The following is a 21,230-nucleotide window of genomic DNA, read 5'->3' as shown; positions in this document are numbered from 1 at the left end:
ATTCAGGATAACGGGCAAATTTCCATTTGCCCCTACGTATTCCTCTTTTCTTTAGTACCCCATCACTTCTAACTACCTCAAAATTTTCTTTCTTTCATGCGGATCCACACGACAATCCCCGAGATAAATGTCAAGATTCCTGCAATATGTACGGCCCACATCAATCCGAAATAAGAACCTACAATACCTGCCATCAACGCACCGATTGCATATCCCATATCCCTCCAAAAGCGATAAACGCCTAAAGAAGAAGCACGCCAATTGGGGTGAGCTACATCACTTACTGCTGCAAGTAAGGCAGGATAAACCATAGCTGTTCCGACACCCAATAAGATTGAACCAATTAAACCTGCGGTTAAAGGATCAAAATAATTTAATCCGATAACAATATGTCCAAGCACTTGTACAAACATACCCCAAACAATTAAAGGTTTTCTCCCCCATCGATCAGTCAGAGGACCTGTTACAATCTGCCCTACTCCCCAAACAACAGGATACACCGCTTTAATCCACCCTACACCTTCCAATCCAACTCCCATAGACATGAACAATAGGGGAAATACCCCCCAAGACATCCCATCATTGAGGTTGTTGATTAGTCCCGCTTGAGAGATGGAAAACAAATTCTTATTTTTAAACGTTGTTTCTTTAAATACCCACCACAGATTGGGTTTGGCAATTTCCTCTAGTGCTGTTGATCCTTGTTGTTTTGCTTCTAATTGAGCAAATTGACGCGTATCTCTTACAATAAATACGGAGAGTAATAAACCGATAAACGTATATGCAATTCCCAAATAAAAAGGAGCGGGACGCAAGCCATAGTGAGACGCCATAAAACCCGTTGCGAGGGCTGTTAGTCCTACGGCACCATACCCCGCCGCTTCATTTAGTCCCATCGCCAAACCGCGGCTCTTACTCCCAACCAAATCAATTTTCATGTTTACAGTCATCGACCAAGCTAATCCCTGGCTAATTCCCAGTAAAATATTAGCAAACAAAATCCAATTCCACGAAGGCCCAAAAGCCAGTAAAAAAGGAACAGGTAAACCAATCAACCAACCTAAAACCAATACCTTTTTACGTGTATATCGATCTGCTAGTACACCCGAAATAAGATTGGTAAATGCCTTTACTACCCCAAAAGCAATAATAAAAGAAAAAACAACAACATCGGATTGAATGTGAAACTCTTCGGTTCCCACTAATGGAACAACCGTGCGTTCTAATCCTACCATACCTCCCACCATCATATTCACCAAAACTAAAAGAGTAAATTGTTTCCAGTTTTCTCTTAATCCCAATTTTATCTTGCTCATTGCATTGACCTCTTAAGTGTAGTACAAAGATAAACAGTTATCAATTATCAGCGATCTGTTAACTGTTATCAAGGAATTGGTTAGAAAGGTTAATCGGTTAAAACATACAAGGGTTATCAGTTAATTATCTGATTTAAAGATATATTTCTTTAATCGATAATCTGGCGAAAAAGCAAATCTAAAAGTTATCGATTATCAGTTAAGGATCTAAGAAAAGGGTGATATTTCTAAATATTGAGAACTTGCAAAAAAAGGCGAAAAAGCAACTTGCAAAAAAACAAAAATGCAAAAAAACAAAAAAACCAACCCCTACAAAGGATTGGCTTTCTTTAATCAATAATCTTCTGTCAACTGTTAACCATAAACTAGCTCCATTTTGAGAAACTCGCCATATAAGGATCTGTAATACTACTTTTGCCATTTTCAATATGACCTGCATATTGATAGACAAAACTCGAATAATCAGCCAAAGTGATTACGACATCGTACCAGCCTTTAAATTTAGCATAATCCAATTTCAAACTGTATGCTGCATTTGGTTTTACAGTAATCTTTTGATTTTCTTTGCTATAAACTACATCTTGCACATAAAATGTAAGCGCTGTATTGGATTTATTCTTTAATACCACAGATACTGTTTGATTCGCATGTACTGTAAAATCAATAGCCACTGTGGGATCCTGTACTTTTCCTTTAAAGTTTCGGTAAAACCCGTTGAAACTATGTACACTGAAATTATAGTATCCTTGCTCTAAATCTTCACTTGCCCACGCATAAGACAGCGGTTCCTTTTCATCTACGCTGAAATTCCAATTGCGCCCGTTTTTACGTTGAAATTTACTGTGCGCATAGACTTGAATAGGCGCTAAATACGCTTTATTTTTCAATTGATTTGCTTGGATATCTAAATTCATCTGCATCCCTTTTGAATCGACAAATGCATTAACATTTATATTGTATGGTAGCCCACAAGCTTTCTTCACTCCACTTTCTTGTTTTGGAAAATTTTTGAATTCATTCCAAGCCTTGTGTTGCTCTAATTCTTGTTTGGTATAAGCATTAAAGCCATGTGGTAGATTTTTATCTCTAGCATTGAGAATGCGTTCTACATAGCTATTTCGATCGACAAAATCCAACTCCACTTTCTTTAAATCATTTGCAGGTTGAAAAACAGAAGTCATATTACTACACGTTCCTCTTCTCCATTGGGAGATATTTTCTTCTATTACTTTTTTTCCTGTTTTCTTCTCGATAAAATACTCTAAAAACTGTAGCGTAGAAGTTAAATCACACACTTCAGAATTCACCCATCCTCCTCTTGTCCAAGGAGAGGCTACAACCATAGGAACGCGATACCCCAATCCGATTGGACTTGACAAGGCACTTTTACTATCTCTAGCTTTATCTTGAGCCAAAGTAACCCATTCATCTTGCGTATCCATAGAACTAGACACTTTTCCTTGTTTAGAATCTGTACTCAATGGAGGAACAAATGGAGCCACATGATCAAAATATCCGTCATTTTCATCATAAGTCAAGATAAAAATAGTCTTTTTCCACACCTCTGGGTTTTTAGTCAAAATATCTAAGACCTCAGAAACATACCAAGCCCCAAACCAAGGCGCACCTGGGTGATCGGAGAAATTACAAGGAGCCACTAACCAACTAACCAGGGGTAGTTTATCTTCTGAGACGTCTTTTCTAAATTGATAAAGAATATCCCCTTTGGGAACCTCTACTTTCTTTATCTCTCCATTTTCTTGATATTCAATTTCTTCTAAGCGGTGATAATCAGGATCGGCAATATTAGTAGCAAAAGCTTTATGGTGAATTCGCTGCTCAAAATCAGAGAGTTTTGCAAAAGATTCAGCTCCATATTGTACCAAATACTCCTCTAAAAGTAAGCGTTCAGCCTGTGCTTTTTGCAAAGCTTCTCCCGTTAGTATTCCTTCCTCTATTTTTTGATTGAGACGCTTCAGTTCCAATGCTTTGAATTGAATATGCGCTTTGTGAAAACGCACATTATATTGTTTGTAAAACTCAAGATTATTATCCGTAAAATTGGCCAACCACGATTCTTCCATATCCGTAAATCCAACAGGCAGACTCAATTCATTTTGATATACACGCCAAGAAATGTTATTTTCTTCTAATCTTTCTGGATAGGTTTTCCAACTGACATCTTTGTAGTTAATTTGACCATTATTTACGTGAGCTACAGAATTGGGATCACGGGGATTTTCGCGAATGGCACCGGCCCAAAAATACGATCGATTGGCACTTGTTCCCGTCAAAGAAGAACAAAAATGCTGATCACACACAGTAAAGGCATCGGCAAAAGCATAGTAAAAAGGAATATCTTCTCGCGTAAAATACCCCATCGTCAGGGGCATATGAGCATACTCCTTATTCCCTGGTTTTTTGGCGATTAACCATTGGTCCATTTTTCCTTCATTTCTCGCCTCTACCATATCTTTCCAACTGTGTGGTAAACTGCCCATCCAGGTGATTTTTGTATTTTCAATATCCAATCGAAAAGGGCCATAGATCGATTGATCTTGATCGGTTTGAAACCAAACAGGCAATTGATTCGGTTGGTGAATGACACGTGGGTCATTAAACCCACGAACACCACTTAACGTACCATAACAATGATCAAATGATCGATTCTCTTGCATCAAGAAAACGATATGCTCTGCATCGAGAAAAGTTGTTCCTGGTTCTGCTTCAATACTCAACGCACGTTGAATAGATGAAGGCATGGCATTTAAAACCGTCATCCCTCCCATAAAAAGGGATGACGTTTTGATAAAATCTCTTCTAGTTGTACTCATATTACTTTACTTTAACCACCAACTGATTCCTCTGATATTATCCGCCCCATTAAATTGACGATCTAATGCTTTTTGTAAATTGTCTTGATTTCGGTTGTACTCTGAACTAGGATATTGCCATCTTGTCGGAGCAGTAATTCCTTGTTGCAATTTCAATTCTGGAAAACCGGTTCTCAAGAAATCGTAATAGATCGTCATTCCCGCTTGGTGAAACATAATCAGATACTTTTGAGTTAAGATCTGTTTCAATTGCGTTTTTAAATCTCCTCCTTGATATTTCACTTTTGATTGTTGTGTATAAACATCCAATTGCTCTGTTGTAAAATATTGACCTAATCCTTTGGCATATTGTGCGTAATAATCGAAATTCCCCTTAATACCCTTTAGATAAAATTCTTCTGCATTTCCTGCAATCCAACCTCTAGCTACGGCTTCAGCCAAAATAAATTGTACCTCTGCGTAACTCAAAATTACATTGGTTTCATTCGTTGGATCTTGATAGTATCTACTCTTTACCTTAGAGATATTTTTACTCTGTACTAATTTCTCATTTTCAGCATAAGGCACTGTAGGATCACCACCATTATAAGCCTCAAAATTATCTTCTGCCAATCCTTGTTCTAAAGCAGAAGCTGTGCGTTGTGCAAACACAAATAATCTTGGATCTTTCAAGTCTTTCATTAAATTAATAAACGTTCCAGACATATACATACTTGATCCATATGAACTTGAATTAAACTGAGGATAACGACTTCCCGCTTGGTCAACAAAGGCAATTTGTCCATTGTCGTCATTATTCATCAGAAGTATTCCTTTTTGATAGATTTCATTAAAACGTTGTGCTACATCAATGCCTCCCACTTTTTGCTTTTTAGACAACGTCATCAACACTTTTAACTTATAGGATTCGATCAGCTTTTCCCAACGACTTAAGTTCCCCTTGTAAATCACATCCCCTTGGATTGAACCTTCTTTTTTCAACGTTTTAGAAGCTTGTTCTAATTCTTCTAAAATTCCAACAAATACAGCTTCTTGTGTATCATATTGAGGAAATTGAATTTTTCCTTCTCCTTGTAATGCTTCTGAAAATGGAATATCTCCAAATGCCATCGTCAATTCATAAAAAAGATGTGCTTTTAGAAAATGTCCAAGTGCCAGGTATTCCGTTTTTCCAGTACGCGTTGCCTCGTCCATCATTTTTTGCGTTTGCAACAAATCTTTATAGCGATCGTACCCCTTACTTCCCCATTTTAGATATTGATACGTACTTTCTCCATCCGTTTGAATTATCATACGAGCCGCATATTCTTTATCGATATTTTGCAAAGAAAAAGCCGTCTTTTCTACTTTAGTTAGTAACAAATAAGGGTCTGTTTCTTTGATTTTGTTTGGATCCTCATTCAATTGATCTAAATCGTGGCATCCTACTACCGTTAATGCCAAGGTAATTGCGTATAGTGTTTTTAAGTATTTTTTCATGATTATCAGTATTAGAATTTCACATTTAATCCCAATCCAATCCAACGCGTTGAAGGATCTTGGATATCGTTCTTATTCGCTGTATCATAATCTGGATCCGAATACAATCCTTTTGATTTCTTCCACATCAATAAATTATATCCCGTTAAAGAAGCTGATAACTGCGTTATTTTTTCGGATTTAATCATTGGAGTAAAATCATAAGATAAGCTCAACGTTCTCAGTTTAAAATAGGTACGATCAAATACGTTGGCAAATAATTTGCTTTCTTTTTCCGTTACTCTAGCGCGATACGGATAATTTTGTGCCCAACTTTGCCAGTTTACTGCTCCTGTGTGTTCTTTAAAAACACGCGTATCTGAGATTACATTTCCTTGTACATCCGTTACTAACTCTCCTGAAACTAAATTCACTCCACTAGGAATAAATACAGGATTTCCTGTTGAATATTCTTCATCTCTATAGCGAACAGATTCTGGATGTTTTCCTCCCCACCACATTTTTTCTACCACTTCTGAACGCATTACACCACCCCAAATACCGTCAATTCCAATATTTAATCCCCAATTTTTGTACTTAAAGCTGTTGTTCCATCCCAAGGTCCATTTTGGATCTTTATGTCCTAAATAAGTCGCTTGTTTATTTGCTGTTGGCATCCCTGTTTTCTCATCTAAGATAACTTTCCCATCGGGTGACTTCATCCATTCCGTTCCATAATAAGAATCCACGCGGTCATTCAAACGCAAATCGCCAAATTTCTCTGCGTCCTCGTGAATTTTCGTTAGTTTTCTCGTTCTTGCACTCCAGTTAATCGCTGAATTCCACTGAAAATTATCGTTTTTCACTACAGCTCCCGTCAAGGAAATCTCCCATCCATTCGTTGTATACTCATTTCCGTTTACCTTCATATTGTTAAATCCTGAAGCTTCTGATACTGGATAATCAATAATAAAGTTTGAATCCAATACGCGATAATAGGTAACATCCATATTGAAGCGTTTTTTGTAAAAAGCACTTGATAAACCAACTTCATAGGTTTTTGATTTTTCAGGAAGTAAATAGGGATTTAAAATCGCATTCGGATATTCTACCATCTGATTGCCATTGAATGATGGATTGATTGGAGAATAAGTGGATTGCAATTGATAAGGAGTTAAATCACTTGATACATTCGCCCAAGAAGTATACAGTTTTAAATAGTCTATTTGCTCAGGCATTTCCACTAAATTAGACACCACTACACTCAAAGAAGCCGAAGGGTAAAAATACGAACGTTGGCTTTTTGCTAAGGCTGAAGACCAATCATTACGACCTGCAAAACTCAAGAAAAACGCATTGTATAAATCAAACTCTACTGTTCCATACACACTGTTCACTGCTTTCTTTTCTAAGTAATTTGTTGCTGTAACAGGTCCTTTTGAATTCCCTAAATTGTGTACGCCAGGTACGGTTAATCCATCCGCTGCAGCATAAGAATTTGTCAAGCGATAATAACGAGAAGCTGCCCCTGCATTCACATTAATCGCAAAATTATCTGTAATGTTTTTGCTGTACATTGCTAAGAAATCATAATCAATATCCAAGCGATCATTTTTCTCTAAACTATATCCTCCTTCTCTTGAAGTGCTATAATTAAAATAAGACTTCGGACTCTGTAATTCAGTGTTGTTATTGGTAGAAATCATCGAAGCTCTTCCTTGTAACACTAAATCTTCTGTTGCTTGATAACTCAAACTCAACTGTGCATTGGTTACATCCTTATTCCAAATTCGCTTAAAGTATTCTGAGCCAAACCAAGGGTTGTTATACCAAGCATAGTTATAACTTGCTTGTTTATAGCCTTCCATTCCTGGGGTCCATAAATTGTTTTTCAGATCACGTCCGTTTACATCATCTCCCATCCAGATTAAGATTGTGTACATATGCCCACTTGGGTTATAATCGTAATTCGGTACATTTGGTGCGTGTACTCTACTGTAAGAAAGCTTAGAATCTAAAGTCAATTTATCCGTAAGATAAGTCGTTGATTTGAAGTTTAAACTTCCTCTATACATACTTGTATTAGGTACTCTATCCTTATTGTATGAAAAATCCCCTCCTAAGCGGTAAGATCCTTTTTGTGTTTTATTTGACACGGCAAAGTTTGTACGAGATATAATTCCCGTTTCCATGAAATCTTTTAAATTGTCGTGATATTCCCAAGTAATAGGCACTCTTTCATAACGCGATTTATCGTCATATTGCGTTCCTTCCACGTTCCCATACCACGGAATTACGCTCCCTGTTTGCTTATCGCGAATCGGGCTGTTCCACTGTGCTATCTTTACTCCAGATTCAAACTTAGGTCCCCAAATCATATCACCATCACTAATTCCTCCATCTTTACCATCCCAGAATTCGTACTTTCCATTCGACCCACTTCCGTATTCATGTTGCGTTTTCGGAAACAAGGTATATCCTGCACTCATCATCAAATTTTGTGATACCTCTACTGTAATTCCTTCTGTTTTTGCATTTTTAGTTGTGATCATAATCGCACCATTACGCCCTAGTGAACCATAAAGCACAGAAGCACTGGTTCCTTTTAATACGTTAATATTGGCAATGTCTTCTGGTGATACATCGTAAAAATCCGTAGTTACGGGAATTCCATCAATTACAATAAGCGGATCTTTTCCTCTTAAGGAAAATTTTGGTGCTTGTAACATCCCTGGAGGGTTGGATACCTGTAGTCCTGCCACTTGTCCACTCAACAAGCTTCCCATATTAGGAGTCGCCACTTCTTGTACTTTTTTGACATCTATATTTTGTGTGGCATATCCGATTTTCTTCTCTGCCTTTGAAATTCCTAAAGCCGTGATAACGACCTCATCTAAAGCAGCTTGCTCAGGCACTAATTTAAAAGTAAAATCCACTGTCTTTAGTACTGATTTTTCGCTATTTCTATACCCTATAAAAGAAACGACAACAATATCTTTTTCTTCTACTTCTAGGGTAAATTGCCCATTTAAATCGGTTGTTGTTCCTGCTGTTGTTCCTTTAATTACAACAGAGGCACCTGGCAACTCTACTCCTGTTTCGTCTTGTACCACCCCTGTGATATTTCGCTTTTGCTGCGCATAGGTCAGACTAACACATAAAAGAAATACGGTATTCCAAAATAGTAATTTCTGTCTCATGATTCTCTTGAATTAATTTGAGACAAATATTGTATTTTCAAGGCGCTATCGTATTACGCAAAAAACAAGAATCCCCCTTTTTACTTTAACTAAGTATTAAGAATAAGACTCGTGTGAAACAATAAGATAACAAAGAAAAATAGCGTACTATCATTCAATGCCTTACATTTTTAAATAGAAATACACAAAGAAAAATTTCCTTTTTATAGGAGAAAATTGTGTACCTACTCTTAATTTTATTCCTAAAAATTAACGGTATTCAGGATAAAATTCTAGTTGCTTTTCAAGGTTGCTCCCAAACGCTTTTAGTAATTTTGCATAAAAATTTTCATCCAAAATGAACCTAGTCAAACAAGTTGCAGTCATTTTTGGCTGCCTTGCCTTTGGTGAATTAATCATTTACCTCACAGACATCAAGCTTCCTTCTAGTATTATCGGTCTTATTACACTGTGGATTTTATTGCAAACAAAAGTAGTACAAGTGCATTCAATTCAAGATATCTCAGGATTTCTCATGCGCAATATGGGGATTTTCTTTGTTCCTCCTTGCGTGGCTATGCTCAACTACTTTGATTTGATACAAGCTTCTTTTGTTCCTCTTGTCGTGGCCACCTTACTCAGTACGATTCTGGTTGTTTTTATCACGGGATTCACACACCAACTTTTAAGAAAACGAAAAAAATGAGCTTTTTATCCAATCCTACGTTTCTACTTTTTTTAGTAGTAGCCTTCTATGCTTTAGGTCAGGTTCTAACAGAAAAATACAGATGGATTATTTTTAATCCCATCATTCTCTCCACTGCCATTTTGATTATCTATTTGGTTGTGTTGGATATTCCTTATGAGCATTTTAGTCAAGCTGGTCAATACATCGACTTTTTCCTTAAGCCTTCTATTGTAGCCTTAGCTATTCCTCTGTACCTTCAATGGCCCGTAATAAAGAAACAACTTTTTCCGATTCTCATCAGTCAGTTTACAGGTTGTGTTACAGGAGTTGTTTCTGTTGTCTTATTAGCCTACTGGACGGGAGCGGAACGCGAAATTATTTACTCTTTAGTTCCCAAATCAGTAAGTACGCCAATTGCTTTAGAAATTTCAAAAACGGTTCACGGCATTCCGTCGATTACCGCTGCGGCTGTTATGATTGCAGGAATATTTGGCAGTATGATTGGTTTTCAAGTTCTTCATCTAACGCGAATTCACAATCCCATGTCTCAAGGCATCGCTCTTGGCACTTCCTCCCACGCTATGGGAACAATGAAAGCCATGGAAATCAGTAACAAATATGGAGCTTTTGCCAGTGTTGGCATGATTTTTAACGGTATCCTAACCGCTATTTTAGCTCCAATCATTTTGTCCCTTTTGATACCATTAATCTCATAAGTTGCTTTAGTTTTAAATTATTATTAAATTCAAAGCTGGAAACCACCGAAAATAAAGCATTTTGAGTAACTTTATAGAAAATAACACTGCTGTAAAAGAAGATTATGCTTAAAAAAACTTGTCATTTACTATTTTACGAAAGTATTGCATACAGAGTAAAAAATTGCAAATAAAAAGAAAGAAAAACAAATCTAAGCCACTGAAAATATGCTCCAAAAAGCAAGAAAATATACCGACAATACCCACTTAGCCGATTCACTAAAAATCACCATTTCAGGAGTTATTCCCTTTCTGTTTTTTATGCCTACTCAACAATTTGATTGGGCCTTTGCTATGGCAGTTGGTGCTTTATTAACGGCTCCTGTCGATATTCCCAGTAACCTCAAAGACAAAATAAACGGTATCCTCGTAGGGGCGCTACTCGTTCCTTTTGTCACCTTGCTTTTATCTCTCACTCAAGGAAATTGGTATTTTTATCCTGTTTTCATCTTTATTATTTTTAGTTTAGGGATGATTTCTGTTTATGGACACCGAGCCAACATGCTTTCCTTTAGTGGATTATTAGCAGCGAGTTTGGGATTGGCTCATAGTTATGTAGGTGTAGATTTATGGATACACGGACTACTTCTACTTTTAGGAGGATTGCTCTATTTACTTGTTTCTCTTGCCTTTTACTTTATAAGACCTCGTCGTTATGGAGTCTTACAAACTTCGGAGTGTATGGACTTAACCGCGGAATACCTTAAATACCGCGCACAACTATGGACCCCTGGGGTTCATGCCGATAAAATTGTAGAAGAACAACTCAACATCCAAATTAAACTCAATGAGGTACACGAAAATCTTCGCGAATTTTTAGTACTCAACAAGGCAAACACAGGCAACTCTTCCAACAATAGACGTTTACTTGTCGCCTTTTCTACCCTCGTCGAAATTCTGGAAATTGCCGTTTCTACCTCTTTTGATCACAAAGAATTACATCTACTCTTAGATGATGATGATCCAACGATTATTCGCGATTACCAAGCGTTAGCTCAAGATTTTGCTACCACAATTAAAGATATTGGTGACTCCCTCAATATGGGATTGAATTACAAACCAAAATATGATTTTGATCGAAAACTCATCGCCCTACAAGAAAAATTAACTGCTTTTATAGCGCATAGTAAATCGCCAAGTAAGGTAGAAGCCGTGCTTTCCTTTTCGAATGTATTGCACTATGCACAAAGTCAGATTGACAAAATTCACATCTTAGAGCGCATCTTAACGGAAAAAACGTTTAATGATAATGTAGAAGATCGCTTCAAAGAGTTAGAGAAATTCTTGACTCCTGTACACTACCGTTGGGAGACGCTAATTGTCAACTTAAACTTTACTTCAACGATTTTTAGGCATGCTACGCGTTTAACCCTCACTATTTTAATCGGGTTGATTATCAGTAATATCTTCAACTTACTCAATGGTTATTGGATTTTACTGACCATTGTCGTGATTATGAGACCGGGATACGGTTTGACTAAAACGCGTTCTTTTGAACGTGTCATTGGGACTGTATTAGGAGGATTAATTGCTTTTGGTTTATTGTTTATTCTTCAAGATAACCACACATTAATCGCTTATTTAACCATTCTGACCATGATTTTGGGGTATTGGTTTTCGCATACAGACTATAAAATTGGGGTAACTTTTATCACCATGTATGTGGTTCTAATTTATGCAATATTAACACCCAATTTTATGGATTTGTTGATTTACCGCGTGATTGATACCTTAATCGGAGCACTGCTAGCCTTGGGGGCAAACTATTTGCTTTGGCCTTCTTGGGAGTTTTTAAATGTCAACGTACACTTGTCGAAATCCATTCAGGCCAATCAAAAATACGTCAAAGAGATTAAAGAAATTTACAATCAAAAAAACGATCCAACTTTATCTTATAAATTGGCACGTAAATACGCCTTTATCGAAATTGGAAACTTGATGGCTTCCTTTCAGCGCATGATTCAAGAACCAAAATCAAAACAACGCTTACGTTCAGAAATTTATGAATTAGCAGTATTGAATCACACCTTCTTATCTACTGCTGCGTCTATTGGAGTATATGTACAATCCCGTCATACAACCAAGGCTTCTGAATCCTTTAATTTAGTGATGGATTACATCGACAAGAATTTACAACTAACACATAATTTACTCAACAATACGCCTAGTGAAGAAGATCTAATCACAGCAGAAGATCAAGAAAGTTACCGCGTAAGTATGAGCTATTTGCAAAATGTTAGAGAATATGAATTGAAAAAATCCTATACGGATGATACACAAATCAAGAACTTAATGGAAGAATCCGCTATGGTGATTCAACAATTAACTTGGTTGGCACATTTATCCGAAAAGATATTGAAAATCAGTAAAGTAATTCGAGATAAACGAGAAGAAATGCAACAGAAGAAACTCGTTTTGAATCCTACCATATTATTTAAAAAAGGATAAGATTCTTTTTTATTAATACTGTAAAAAGAGGTGTTGTTTTGTCTTTAAATTTATTTTAAAATGCAAAACAACACCTCTTTTCATTATGAATATTCAACATAATTTCATCATCTGTTAGCAGATGTACTTCTATTTTTTTAAAAGTTAACAACTTTGTCCTACTTTGTATCGAATTCCCTTTTTTTTTCGTATTTTGCAATAACTAATAAATTATGACGATGATGAATCCAACTAGACTTTTTGATATACCTTATTTCCAACATGAACATTTTCCATTGGAAGATGCACTGGTAACCAAAGTTAACGGTGTTTGGGAAAAAACGTCATCCGCAAGTTATCTCCAAAAAGCCAATGCTCTATCCAGAGCACTTTTGAGACTTGGTGTTCAACCCAATGATAAAATCGCTGTCATCTCTAGTAACAACCAAACCAAATGGAACTTATTGGACATTGGTATTCTACAGATTGGCGCACAAAATATTCCGATTTACCCTACCATTGCTCCAGAAGATTATCACTTTATTTTGAGCCACTCTGAAGCGACATATTGTGTAGTATCCGATCAAGAAATCTACGATAAATTAATGTCTGTTATTGATCAATTACCTTTGATCAAAGCAGTTTATTCGTTTGATGCAATCAAAGGTTGTAAAAATTTAGATGAATTATTCGAATTAGGCGCAGATGAATCGAATCAAGAACAGGTAGAACAACGCAAGGTAGCCGTACGTCCGGATGACTTAGCTACGTTAATCTACACCTCTGGAACAACAGGAAAACCGAAAGGGGTAATGCTTTCACACAACAATATCTTATCCAATGTATTGGGAAGTAGTGAGCGCGTTCCTTTTACAAGAGAACAACATTTCAAAGCACTGAGTTTCTTACCTTTATGCCACGTTTTTGAGCGTATGCTAATTTACTTATACCAATATAGTGGTGTAAGAATTTATTATGCGGAATCCATTGATAAAATGGGTGAAAACATGAAAGAGGTAAAACCCAACGTAATGACGGTTGTACCTCGCCTATTAGAGAAAGTATACGACAAGATTTTCGCAACAGGTTCTGCTTTAACTGGAATAAAGAAACGTATTTTCTTTTGGGCTTTAGAGCTTGGTTTCAAATATCAACCCTATAACCGTGGATTCTTTTACAACTTCCAATTGGGCATCGCTCGTAAATTAGTCTTCAAAAAATGGCAAGAAGCCTTGGGGGGTGAAATGAAAATTATTGTTTCAGGAAGTGCAGCCTTGCAACCCCGTCTATCACGCGTATTTAATGCAGCGGGAATTCCCGTAATGGAAGGCTATGGTTTGACAGAAACCTCCCCCGTAATTGCAGTAAACGACGAACGCAATAGATCCATGAAAATTGGGACTGTTGGAAAACCGTTAAGTAATGTAGTGGTAAAAATTGCAGAAGATGGCGAAATTCTATGTAAAGGACCTAATATTATGTTGGGCTATTACAAAGATGAAGAACGTACCAAAGAGGAGTTAAAAGATGGTTATTTCCATACTGGCGATATCGGAACTATAGATGAAGAAGGTTTCTTAAAAATTACCGATCGCAAGAAGGAAATGTTTAAAACCTCTGGAGGGAAATATGTAGCACCTCAAATCATCGAAAATACCTTGAAACAATCGCGTTTCATTGAGCAAATTATGGTGATTGGAGAAGGAGAAAAAATGCCAGCTGCCTTGATTCAACCGAATTTTGAATTTGTAAGAGAATGGGCAAAACGCAAAAATATAACCTTGGGAAATACCAATGAAGAGCTCATCAAAAACGAACAAGTGCGCAAACGCATTGAAAAAGAAGTAGAATACGTAAACCGCAAATTCGGTAAATGGGAACAAGTGAAGAAATTCGAATTAACTCCTGATGTTTGGAGCATTGACAATGGTCAATTAACTCCTACCTTAAAACTAAAACGAAGAGTTATCTTGGAAATTTACAAAGATTTATACGAAAAAATATATAGAGAATAAAAAAATCCGCCAGTTGGCGGATTTTTTATTCTCTATGCTTCAAGGGAAAACAGTTAACCAATTACCATCAACTGTAAACCGCTAACCATTCGTCTTAGCCACAATCGCATACACCATTGGCATTTTGTTATCCAAATGTTTAATACGGTGCTTATTCGGTTCAAATTCAACCGTATGATTAAAGCATGCATAGGGAGAATAATCGTATTCCTCTAAACGCTGTATCGTCAGTCCATTTTGCAGTAAACTGGTTACCACTTCACTCATGCTGTGATTCCAACAAACGTACGATTGGGTAATCTCTGCCTCTTTATCAGCATACGTTCCGCTTTCCGTTTCTACAATCGCTTCTGCATTAAAGTAATTGTATTCTACTTTAGTGAAATCATTATCAAACATCCACACAACAGGATGAAATTCTACAAACACTAAACGACCGCCAGGTTTTAAAAAGGTTTGGATTACCTTGGCCCATTGCTCCATATCGGGTAGCCATCCAATTACGCCATAACTCGTATAAACGATATCAAACTTTTCTTGCAATTGATTCGGTAAATCATACACATCACAACAAACAAATTGAGCTGTTGATCCCGTTTGTTCTGCTAAAAGTCTTGCTTGTTTAATAGCTTCGTCAGATAAATCTACTCCTGTCACTTCTGCTCCTAACCTACTCAACGAGATGGTATCTTGTCCGAAATGGCATTGTAAATGCAGTATTTTCTTGCCTTTAATATCTCCTAATAAATGAAGCTCAATTTCATTCAAAGAGCTCTTGCCCTTTATAAATCCCTCTACATCGTAGAAATCTGATTTCACATGGGTTTCTGTCCGATTATTCCATGAATTTCGGTTTATTTCAATATAATTTAATTCTGGTTTCATTTTTGTTTTTTGTAAAGTTATACGATGGCTTTTGTAATAGCGTAAAATTATCAATAAAAACTTTACGTCAACCATCCTTCTATTTCTTGATCAATTCAATTGCTTTTTCTAACAATTCATCACGTTGTTCACGCACCCCTTTTATGGTTCGTTTCACCTCAATATCAGGCACAATTCCAATTCTTTGTGTCGGTTCTCCATTGGGATAATACACACCTAAAGCCGAGATAAAAGTTCCCAAACCACCGGGTAAAACTACCTGAGATACATTGCCATCCGCTCCTGCAGTTTGACTGCCAATCACCGTTACATTGCGCCCTGCACGAAACGCCATTGTCGTATACTCTGCTGAACTTTGAGTGCGTTCATCCACGATAACCACTACTTTTCCTTGATAAGGTTGTTCGTCAGGTTCAATAATATAAGGGTCTAAGAATACGAATTCCCCAGGATTGCCGTAATTCACAGCAGTAAATTTCACAAAAGGAGTAGGTTGATCAACAAAATAACTACCTAAAGCAAAAGGCATAAAGGCGGTAGGGTAATTGCGAATATCAATAACAATTCCCTTTGTATGGCGAAAAGCTTCTTTTATTTTTTGTGCATCACTATCCTGAATATTTCCCAGTGTCACGTAACCAACGGTATCTTCTAAAAAGCGATAACTCGGTTCGTCAGGTACTGACTTAAACCATCCGTACGATTTCAATTCACTCTTGGGAAACATCGGAATTACCGCTTTTTTTTCCTTGTTGTTTTTATCCAAATACACAAGGTGAACTTGGTTTTCGTTAGTTCTCAAGATATTAAACAAACTAATATCTCTCAATTGTGCGCTTCGATTTGATGCGGGATGAAAAGGAGAAATACTGTCCAAGATTTGTTCAATACTTCTACGGTTAATATGCGTTAACCGATCCCCTCTTTCAATCTGAATATCTTTTAGAAGCTCTGGATTATAAATATCAGTTACAACCAATTGATTTTCTATAAATTCTACGCGAAAAGGCACATAGTGCTCTCCTCTATGCTGAGCTAAAGCCTTCCCTCCTTCCCAGAGATCCGCATGTGTATCATTGATATCTGCGATTAATTGAACCGTTGCTAATTCATAGGCTAGACGATCTTTTGCCTCAATAAACGACTGAATATGAGCTCTCAACACCTCTTCCCAATCGCGATCTGTAATATGGCGGTTGGGCATATAGTACTGCATGATATTCCATAAGCGATACAAGGATACCAAACGAAAACCTGCATCAGGAAATTCCATTTCTTCATAACTCAATTCATTGGGAAAAACAGCATTTTGATAAGATCCTTTCGCAACATAGTACTGTTCTTCTTGCGTGCGATTGGCGTAAATATAAGCGATCTTATGTCTTAATTCATCCGAGAGTTGATAGGTATCCATCCAATTCAAATTCGGTTTTAATACCGCTTCTTTCGATGTTGCTGCACAAGTATCACATAACTTTACCATACCCAACTGCTCGATCCATTGTAGCAATAAAGCATCGCGTTGTTTGGATGAAGTAACTTGAAAATATTGAGGCAGAAAACGGAATAATTCATAATCCCAATTGTACTTACCTTCTGCAATTGCAGGGTGATGGTATTTCAAAAAGCCCCATACTCGTCCTAATAGCGCTAAATTATCCATTTGATTCGCATCCAACGGAGGAAATACTACGTCAGACCCCTTGTCAAAAGCATGATCCTCTACTGCTGGAAATTTAAAAATCTCCGCTGTTGAAACGTCTTTTCCATCTATGGTTACCTTAAAATCATCTAGCCAAATGGTACCTTTACCTAACATATAAATTCCCAAAACAAGCTGTTTCGTTTGTTCAGGTTTCAATTCGACGGTAAGCTCATATTTTTTCCAATCCGTTGTTCCTTTTACATTTTCGGGTAAAGTAACAAAATCAATATTGGGATCAATGCGAATAATGGGAGTCATTTGAAAATTATCTCCATCTGTCTTGATATGACCGGAGAGGACTAATTTTTTGCCTTTATAGGCAGGCAATATTTTAGACACGACAAACATAGGGTTCACCTCATCTGTTTCTGGCATTTCCAATCGAAACGCAGATTTTCCTTCCTTAAAAACCTCAAAATCTTGAATGGGGATAAAAACACTTTCTCCGTCAACATGCCAACCTACCGGTTTACCATCTTCAAATGTTTCAAAATTATAATTTGCAGGCACTTCTTGAGCCATACAGGTACAAGATATCGCAGTGCACAAAAATGCGGTATACAGTTTATTTTTTAGTGTTAACAAAATTTATATGTTTTTAGTTGATGTCCTAAACATACAAAGTCTGAGTTAATTAAAAAAGAGGTTTGGAATGAAATCAGAGAATTTATTTAGTTTATGGTTTACAGTCAACTGTAAACCATAAACTAAATAAATTAAATAAACCATCCTTTTCTTCCCTTGTACAAGCGGAAAGAACCTGGTCCAATCATAGCGATTGCCAAAGCTCCTGCCAAATACAGTAAATTTAACTCTGCACCAAGTCCACCCGTTGTAGTGCTAAGAGCGAACGAACCTCCACCTTTCACCAATACCATAGACATCACCATGGTAAAGGCAATAAGAACGCCTGATAAGCGAGTAAAAGCCCCTACAATTAATAAAATAGGTGCTATAATTTCTCCAACGGGAACACCCAACCACAACCAAGTGGGAAATCCTTTGGCTGCTAATTGTTCAATAATCATATCGTGCCCATGAATGATTTTGTGAATTCCGTGAAAGATCATCAATCCTCCTACACCTAATCGTAAAATAAATTTTCCTAAATCTTGCATATTCTTTTTTATAAGGGATTAACTTGTTTTTAGCGGTCTTATTTCAATTTTACTCGGCAATGCACGTGGGTTCATTTTCAATAAATCCACCACCAATTCGCCAATATCTTCAGGTTGAATCTTCCACGCATCCTTCTCATTGGGTTCATGATTATTAAAATGACTAGTCACTGAACCAGGTAAAATAGTGGTTACTTTTACATCATGGGCTCTTAAATCCAACATAGCAGCTTGCGTAAATCCAACAACGCCAAACTTACTTGCATTGTATCCACTACCTGTGGCAAAGAAGTTAATTCCCGCTAAACTCGCCACACTGATGTAATATCCTTTGTTTTGTTTTAATTGAGCAACAGTTGCTTTCAAGGTGTGAAAAATCCCTGTAAGGTTCGTATCAATCATCGTATTCCAATCTTCAATCGACAACTCTTCAATCGAGGCAAAAATCCCAACACCCGCATTGGCGATCACCACATCCAAACGACCGAATTTTTCCACAATTTTTGCTACGGCTAGTACTTCGTCTTCGTACTGCGTAACGTTAGAAGCAAGCGCTAACACTTGATCCGTTGTGCCCAACTCCCGAGCAACACGTTCTACTTCACCCAGAGAACGACCAGAAATAGCAACCTTGTATCCCGCAGCTATTAACGCTTGTGCAATTCCCTTTCCGATGCCTTTTGTACCTCCAGTGATGTACGCTACTTGTCCTTCTTTTGTTCTCATACTTCTTTTTAACTTTTAATTTTCACTAAATTAAAGAATAAAAAATACTTTTTCGATTATTGTAGATTAATATATCAAATACAATAAGGCAATAACATTAAGCTATCAAACGTTTTATATCTATTAGCTTCACCTATTAACTAAATTTAAGCTACATTACATATAATTTCACTTTTATTTAAGTGGACAAAACAAGTGCTTTCTGTACCTTAGTAAATACAAATTATATAAACTAATTCATCTAATCTGAGAGTAATTACAACACTATTCTTAATTACTTCAAAAAACGTTAAATTATGGCTGTTAAAATAAAAGGTTCAGGGAGTTATATCCCCACACAAGTTGTGACTAACAACGATTTTCATCAGTTCGACTTTCGCGATGAAAATGGACAACCTTTAAAAGACTCCACCGAAAGAGTAGCAAAAAAACTGGAACAAATTACAGGTATCCAAGAAAGACGCTACATCACATCTGACTTAACCACCGCTGATATTGGAACGATTGCTGCAAAACGCGCCATTGAAAATGCACAAATCGACATTGAAAAACTCGATTATATCATCTTTGCTCATAATTTTGGCGATATGAAATACGGCACGGATCAATCGGATATTGTCCCGAGCCTAGCTTCCCGTGTAAAGCACAACCTCAAAATTAAAAATCCCAATTGTGTGGCTTATGACGTTCTATTCGGATGTCCAGGATGGTTGCAAGGTGTCATACAAGCCTATGCGTTTATGTCGTTGGGGATTGCTAAATATTGTTTGGTGATTGGCGCTGAAACATTATCTCGTGTGATTGACTTACACGATCGAGATTCGATGATCTATGCGGATGGCGCAGGTGCCACTGTATTGGAGGTCACGGATGAACCTGGGGGAATTATTGCAACGAAAAGTTGTAGTTTCACCGCAGATGAAGCCTATTATATTCACTTTGGAGAATCCTATAAAAAAGAACCTCAACAAGATACACGTTACATCAAAATGCTAGGCCGTAAAATCTATGAATTTGCCTTGACCGAAGTGCCACAAGCCATGAAAGCGTGTTTAGATGAGAGTGGTGTAAAAATAGAACAAATCAAGAAAATCATCATCCACCAAGCCAATGAGAAAATGGATGAAGCCATCGTTAAACGCTTTTATGAGCTATACGACTGCACCATGCCTGAACATATCATGCCGATGAACATTCAAAAATTAGGGAATAGCAGTGTGGCTACACTACCTACATTATATGATATGATTGTCAATAAACAACTGGATAACCACAGCTTCGAAAAAGGGGATTATTTGCTCTTTGCTTCTGTAGGCGCTGGTATGAATATTAATGCATTTGTATATCAGGTGTAAAATATAAGCGGGTGTTTTGAAACACCCGCTTATATTTTAAAATTGTACCATATTGAAAGAACGATTTATGTGTACTTCTCTTTTTTAGCTATAACTGTTAGCTTCCCCTACTGCCACCTTTTAGGATTATCTCGAATGTATTTTGATATATTGCTATACGCACGTTCATCACGAATGATACATTCATAATAATTTCTATGCCATATTTTATAAGCACACGCATGAATGTATGACCAAGGAATTTTATCTTCTATATCATTTTCCTTCTTCCGTTGTATAACATAATTATTTGCTTCTAGTTTTATCTTCTTTATAACCGCTATTTTATATCCTCTTACAATGGATCCAATTGTCTTAGAAGATGTTTGAATTACAATGGTCTGTTGTATCTGTTTTTCAGAACAAAGTTCTATAATCATATGAACATGATTTGGCATTACAATAAATTCATGCAGCACAACATAATTTCGTATTTCAGCTGTTCGTAACCATTCATCTCTAGCAATTTGTCCAATAGAATTAAGATTCATTTTCCCTTCTACAATCTCACCAAAAAAATGCGTATTATTCGAACAACTGATGGTTACAAAATATAATCCATCCTTACTATAATCATATTCCTTTAAACGAATCGATCTCCTATTTTTTCCAGCATTAAATAATTTCATAATTTTCTATTTTATCATCCGTAAGTACGGGCACATGGAAATGTGCCCCTGCAATCCATAATCTCCCTTTGAAAGGCGTATGGAAATGTGCCCTTGCAATC

Annotated in this window: 14 protein-coding genes; 5 read left to right on the top strand and 9 right to left on the bottom strand. The window is 36.9% G+C overall.

From position 1 onward, the window contains the following. Positions 1 to 77: 77 nt before the first annotated feature. The 4 genes from HX004_RS08240 to HX004_RS08225 all read right to left on the bottom strand — a co-directional run bounded on the left by HX004_RS08240 (position 78) and on the right by HX004_RS08225 (position 8,808). Positions 78 to 1,316 (bottom strand): MFS transporter, encoded by a 1,239-nt coding sequence (locus HX004_RS08240; RefSeq protein ID WP_286441988.1) that lies wholly within the window; start codon positions 1,314 to 1,316, stop codon positions 78 to 80. Between the two features lie 365 nt (positions 1,317 to 1,681). Continuing rightward, entirely contained in the window at positions 1,682 to 4,150 is a 2,469-nt protein-coding gene (locus HX004_RS08235; RefSeq protein ID WP_286441987.1) for a phosphocholine-specific phospholipase C, read from the bottom strand. Positions 4,151 to 4,156: 6 nt separating this feature from the next. Further along, complete coding sequence (locus HX004_RS08230) at positions 4,157 to 5,629, bottom strand: SusD/RagB family nutrient-binding outer membrane lipoprotein (RefSeq protein ID WP_286441986.1); 1,473 nt, start codon at positions 5,627 to 5,629, stop codon at positions 4,157 to 4,159. Between the two features lie 11 nt (positions 5,630 to 5,640). Further along, the gene (locus HX004_RS08225) at positions 5,641 to 8,808 is read right to left on the bottom strand and encodes a SusC/RagA family TonB-linked outer membrane protein (protein ID WP_286441985.1); all 3,168 of its coding nucleotides are present in this window, start codon (positions 8,806 to 8,808) and stop codon (positions 5,641 to 5,643) included. 337 nt (positions 8,809 to 9,145) lie between these two features. Between HX004_RS08225 and HX004_RS08220 the strand changes: the two genes are divergently transcribed. The 4 genes from HX004_RS08220 (at position 9,146) to HX004_RS08205 (ending at position 14,672) form a co-directional block, all read left to right on the top strand. Continuing rightward, positions 9,146 to 9,493 carry a CidA/LrgA family protein gene (locus tag HX004_RS08220; protein WP_286441984.1) on the top strand — a complete coding sequence of 116 codons (348 nt, stop codon included), beginning with the start codon at positions 9,146 to 9,148 and terminating at the stop codon, positions 9,491 to 9,493. Beyond that, positions 9,490 to 10,191: an LrgB family protein gene (locus tag HX004_RS08215; RefSeq protein ID WP_286441982.1), complete on the top strand. Its 702-nt coding sequence runs from the start codon at positions 9,490 to 9,492 to the stop codon at positions 10,189 to 10,191. The genes HX004_RS08220 and HX004_RS08215 overlap by 4 nt, the downstream gene beginning before the upstream one ends. Before the next feature lie 207 nt (positions 10,192 to 10,398). Then, a complete protein-coding gene (locus HX004_RS08210; protein WP_286441981.1) occupies positions 10,399 to 12,678 on the top strand; it encodes an FUSC family protein in 2,280 nt (759 codons plus the stop codon). Between the two features lie 218 nt (positions 12,679 to 12,896). Beyond that, on the top strand, positions 12,897 to 14,672 hold the full coding sequence (locus HX004_RS08205; RefSeq protein ID WP_286441980.1) for an AMP-dependent synthetase/ligase: 1,776 nt from the start codon (positions 12,897 to 12,899) through the stop codon (positions 14,670 to 14,672). Between the two features lie 81 nt (positions 14,673 to 14,753). Here HX004_RS08205 and HX004_RS08200 read toward each other — a convergent pair whose 3' ends face one another. From HX004_RS08200 to HX004_RS08185, 4 genes are all read right to left on the bottom strand, one after another. Then, positions 14,754 to 15,557, bottom strand: a complete 804-nt coding sequence (locus tag HX004_RS08200; RefSeq protein WP_286441979.1) for a class I SAM-dependent methyltransferase — start codon at positions 15,555 to 15,557, stop codon at positions 14,754 to 14,756. 79 nt (positions 15,558 to 15,636) lie between these two features. Then, entirely contained in the window at positions 15,637 to 17,784 is a 2,148-nt protein-coding gene (locus HX004_RS08195) for a S41 family peptidase (RefSeq protein ID WP_286441977.1), read from the bottom strand. Between the two features lie 194 nt (positions 17,785 to 17,978). Next, positions 17,979 to 18,380 carry a DoxX family protein gene (locus HX004_RS08190; RefSeq protein ID WP_286441975.1) on the bottom strand — a complete coding sequence of 134 codons (402 nt, stop codon included), beginning with the start codon at positions 18,378 to 18,380 and terminating at the stop codon, positions 17,979 to 17,981. Positions 18,381 to 18,398: 18 nt separating this feature from the next. Next, positions 18,399 to 19,106, bottom strand: a complete 708-nt coding sequence (locus HX004_RS08185; protein WP_286441973.1) for an SDR family oxidoreductase — start codon at positions 19,104 to 19,106, stop codon at positions 18,399 to 18,401. A 296-nt stretch (positions 19,107 to 19,402) separates the two neighbouring features. Here HX004_RS08185 and HX004_RS08180 point away from each other — a divergent pair, with 296 nt between their 5' ends. Beyond that, positions 19,403 to 20,461, top strand: a complete 1,059-nt coding sequence (locus HX004_RS08180; RefSeq protein ID WP_286441972.1) for a 3-oxoacyl-ACP synthase III family protein — start codon at positions 19,403 to 19,405, stop codon at positions 20,459 to 20,461. Between the two features lie 107 nt (positions 20,462 to 20,568). Here HX004_RS08180 and HX004_RS08175 read toward each other — a convergent pair whose 3' ends face one another. Continuing rightward, positions 20,569 to 21,129 carry a transposase gene (locus tag HX004_RS08175; protein WP_286441971.1) on the bottom strand — a complete coding sequence of 187 codons (561 nt, stop codon included), beginning with the start codon at positions 21,127 to 21,129 and terminating at the stop codon, positions 20,569 to 20,571. Positions 21,130 to 21,230 lie beyond the last annotated feature (101 nt).

It is taken from the genome of Myroides sp. 1354 (genome assembly GCF_030324495.1).
GTDB lineage: Bacteria > Bacteroidota > Bacteroidia > Flavobacteriales > Flavobacteriaceae > Flavobacterium.
Note: the sequence above shows the minus strand (reverse complement) of the source record. Positions and strands in the feature narration are given on the sequence as shown.

What these genes read in the sequence shown, in the direction of transcription:
- HX004_RS08240 (WP_286441988.1), bottom strand. Translation starts at nt 1,316, where the DNA reads ATGAGCAAGATAAAATTGGGATTAAGAGAAAACTGGAAACAATTTACT.
- HX004_RS08235 (WP_286441987.1), bottom strand. Translation starts at nt 4,150, where the DNA reads ATGAGTACAACTAGAAGAGATTTTATCAAAACGTCATCCCTTTTTATG.
- HX004_RS08230 (WP_286441986.1), bottom strand. Translation starts at nt 5,629, where the DNA reads ATGAAAAAATACTTAAAAACACTATACGCAATTACCTTGGCATTAACG.
- HX004_RS08225 (WP_286441985.1), bottom strand. Translation starts at nt 8,808, where the DNA reads ATGAGACAGAAATTACTATTTTGGAATACCGTATTTCTTTTATGTGTT.
- HX004_RS08220 (WP_286441984.1), top strand. Translation starts at nt 9,146, where the DNA reads ATGAACCTAGTCAAACAAGTTGCAGTCATTTTTGGCTGCCTTGCCTTT.
- HX004_RS08215 (WP_286441982.1), top strand. Translation starts at nt 9,490, where the DNA reads ATGAGCTTTTTATCCAATCCTACGTTTCTACTTTTTTTAGTAGTAGCC.
- HX004_RS08210 (WP_286441981.1), top strand. Translation starts at nt 10,399, where the DNA reads ATGCTCCAAAAAGCAAGAAAATATACCGACAATACCCACTTAGCCGAT.
- HX004_RS08205 (WP_286441980.1), top strand. Translation starts at nt 12,897, where the DNA reads ATGATGAATCCAACTAGACTTTTTGATATACCTTATTTCCAACATGAA.
- HX004_RS08200 (WP_286441979.1), bottom strand. Translation starts at nt 15,557, where the DNA reads ATGAAACCAGAATTAAATTATATTGAAATAAACCGAAATTCATGGAAT.
- HX004_RS08195 (WP_286441977.1), bottom strand. Translation starts at nt 17,784, where the DNA reads ATGGCTCAAGAAGTGCCTGCAAATTATAATTTTGAAACATTTGAAGAT.
- HX004_RS08190 (WP_286441975.1), bottom strand. Translation starts at nt 18,380, where the DNA reads ATGCAAGATTTAGGAAAATTTATTTTACGATTAGGTGTAGGAGGATTG.
- HX004_RS08185 (WP_286441973.1), bottom strand. Translation starts at nt 19,106, where the DNA reads ATGAGAACAAAAGAAGGACAAGTAGCGTACATCACTGGAGGTACAAAA.
- HX004_RS08180 (WP_286441972.1), top strand. Translation starts at nt 19,403, where the DNA reads ATGGCTGTTAAAATAAAAGGTTCAGGGAGTTATATCCCCACACAAGTT.
- HX004_RS08175 (WP_286441971.1), bottom strand. Translation starts at nt 21,129, where the DNA reads ATGAAATTATTTAATGCTGGAAAAAATAGGAGATCGATTCGTTTAAAG.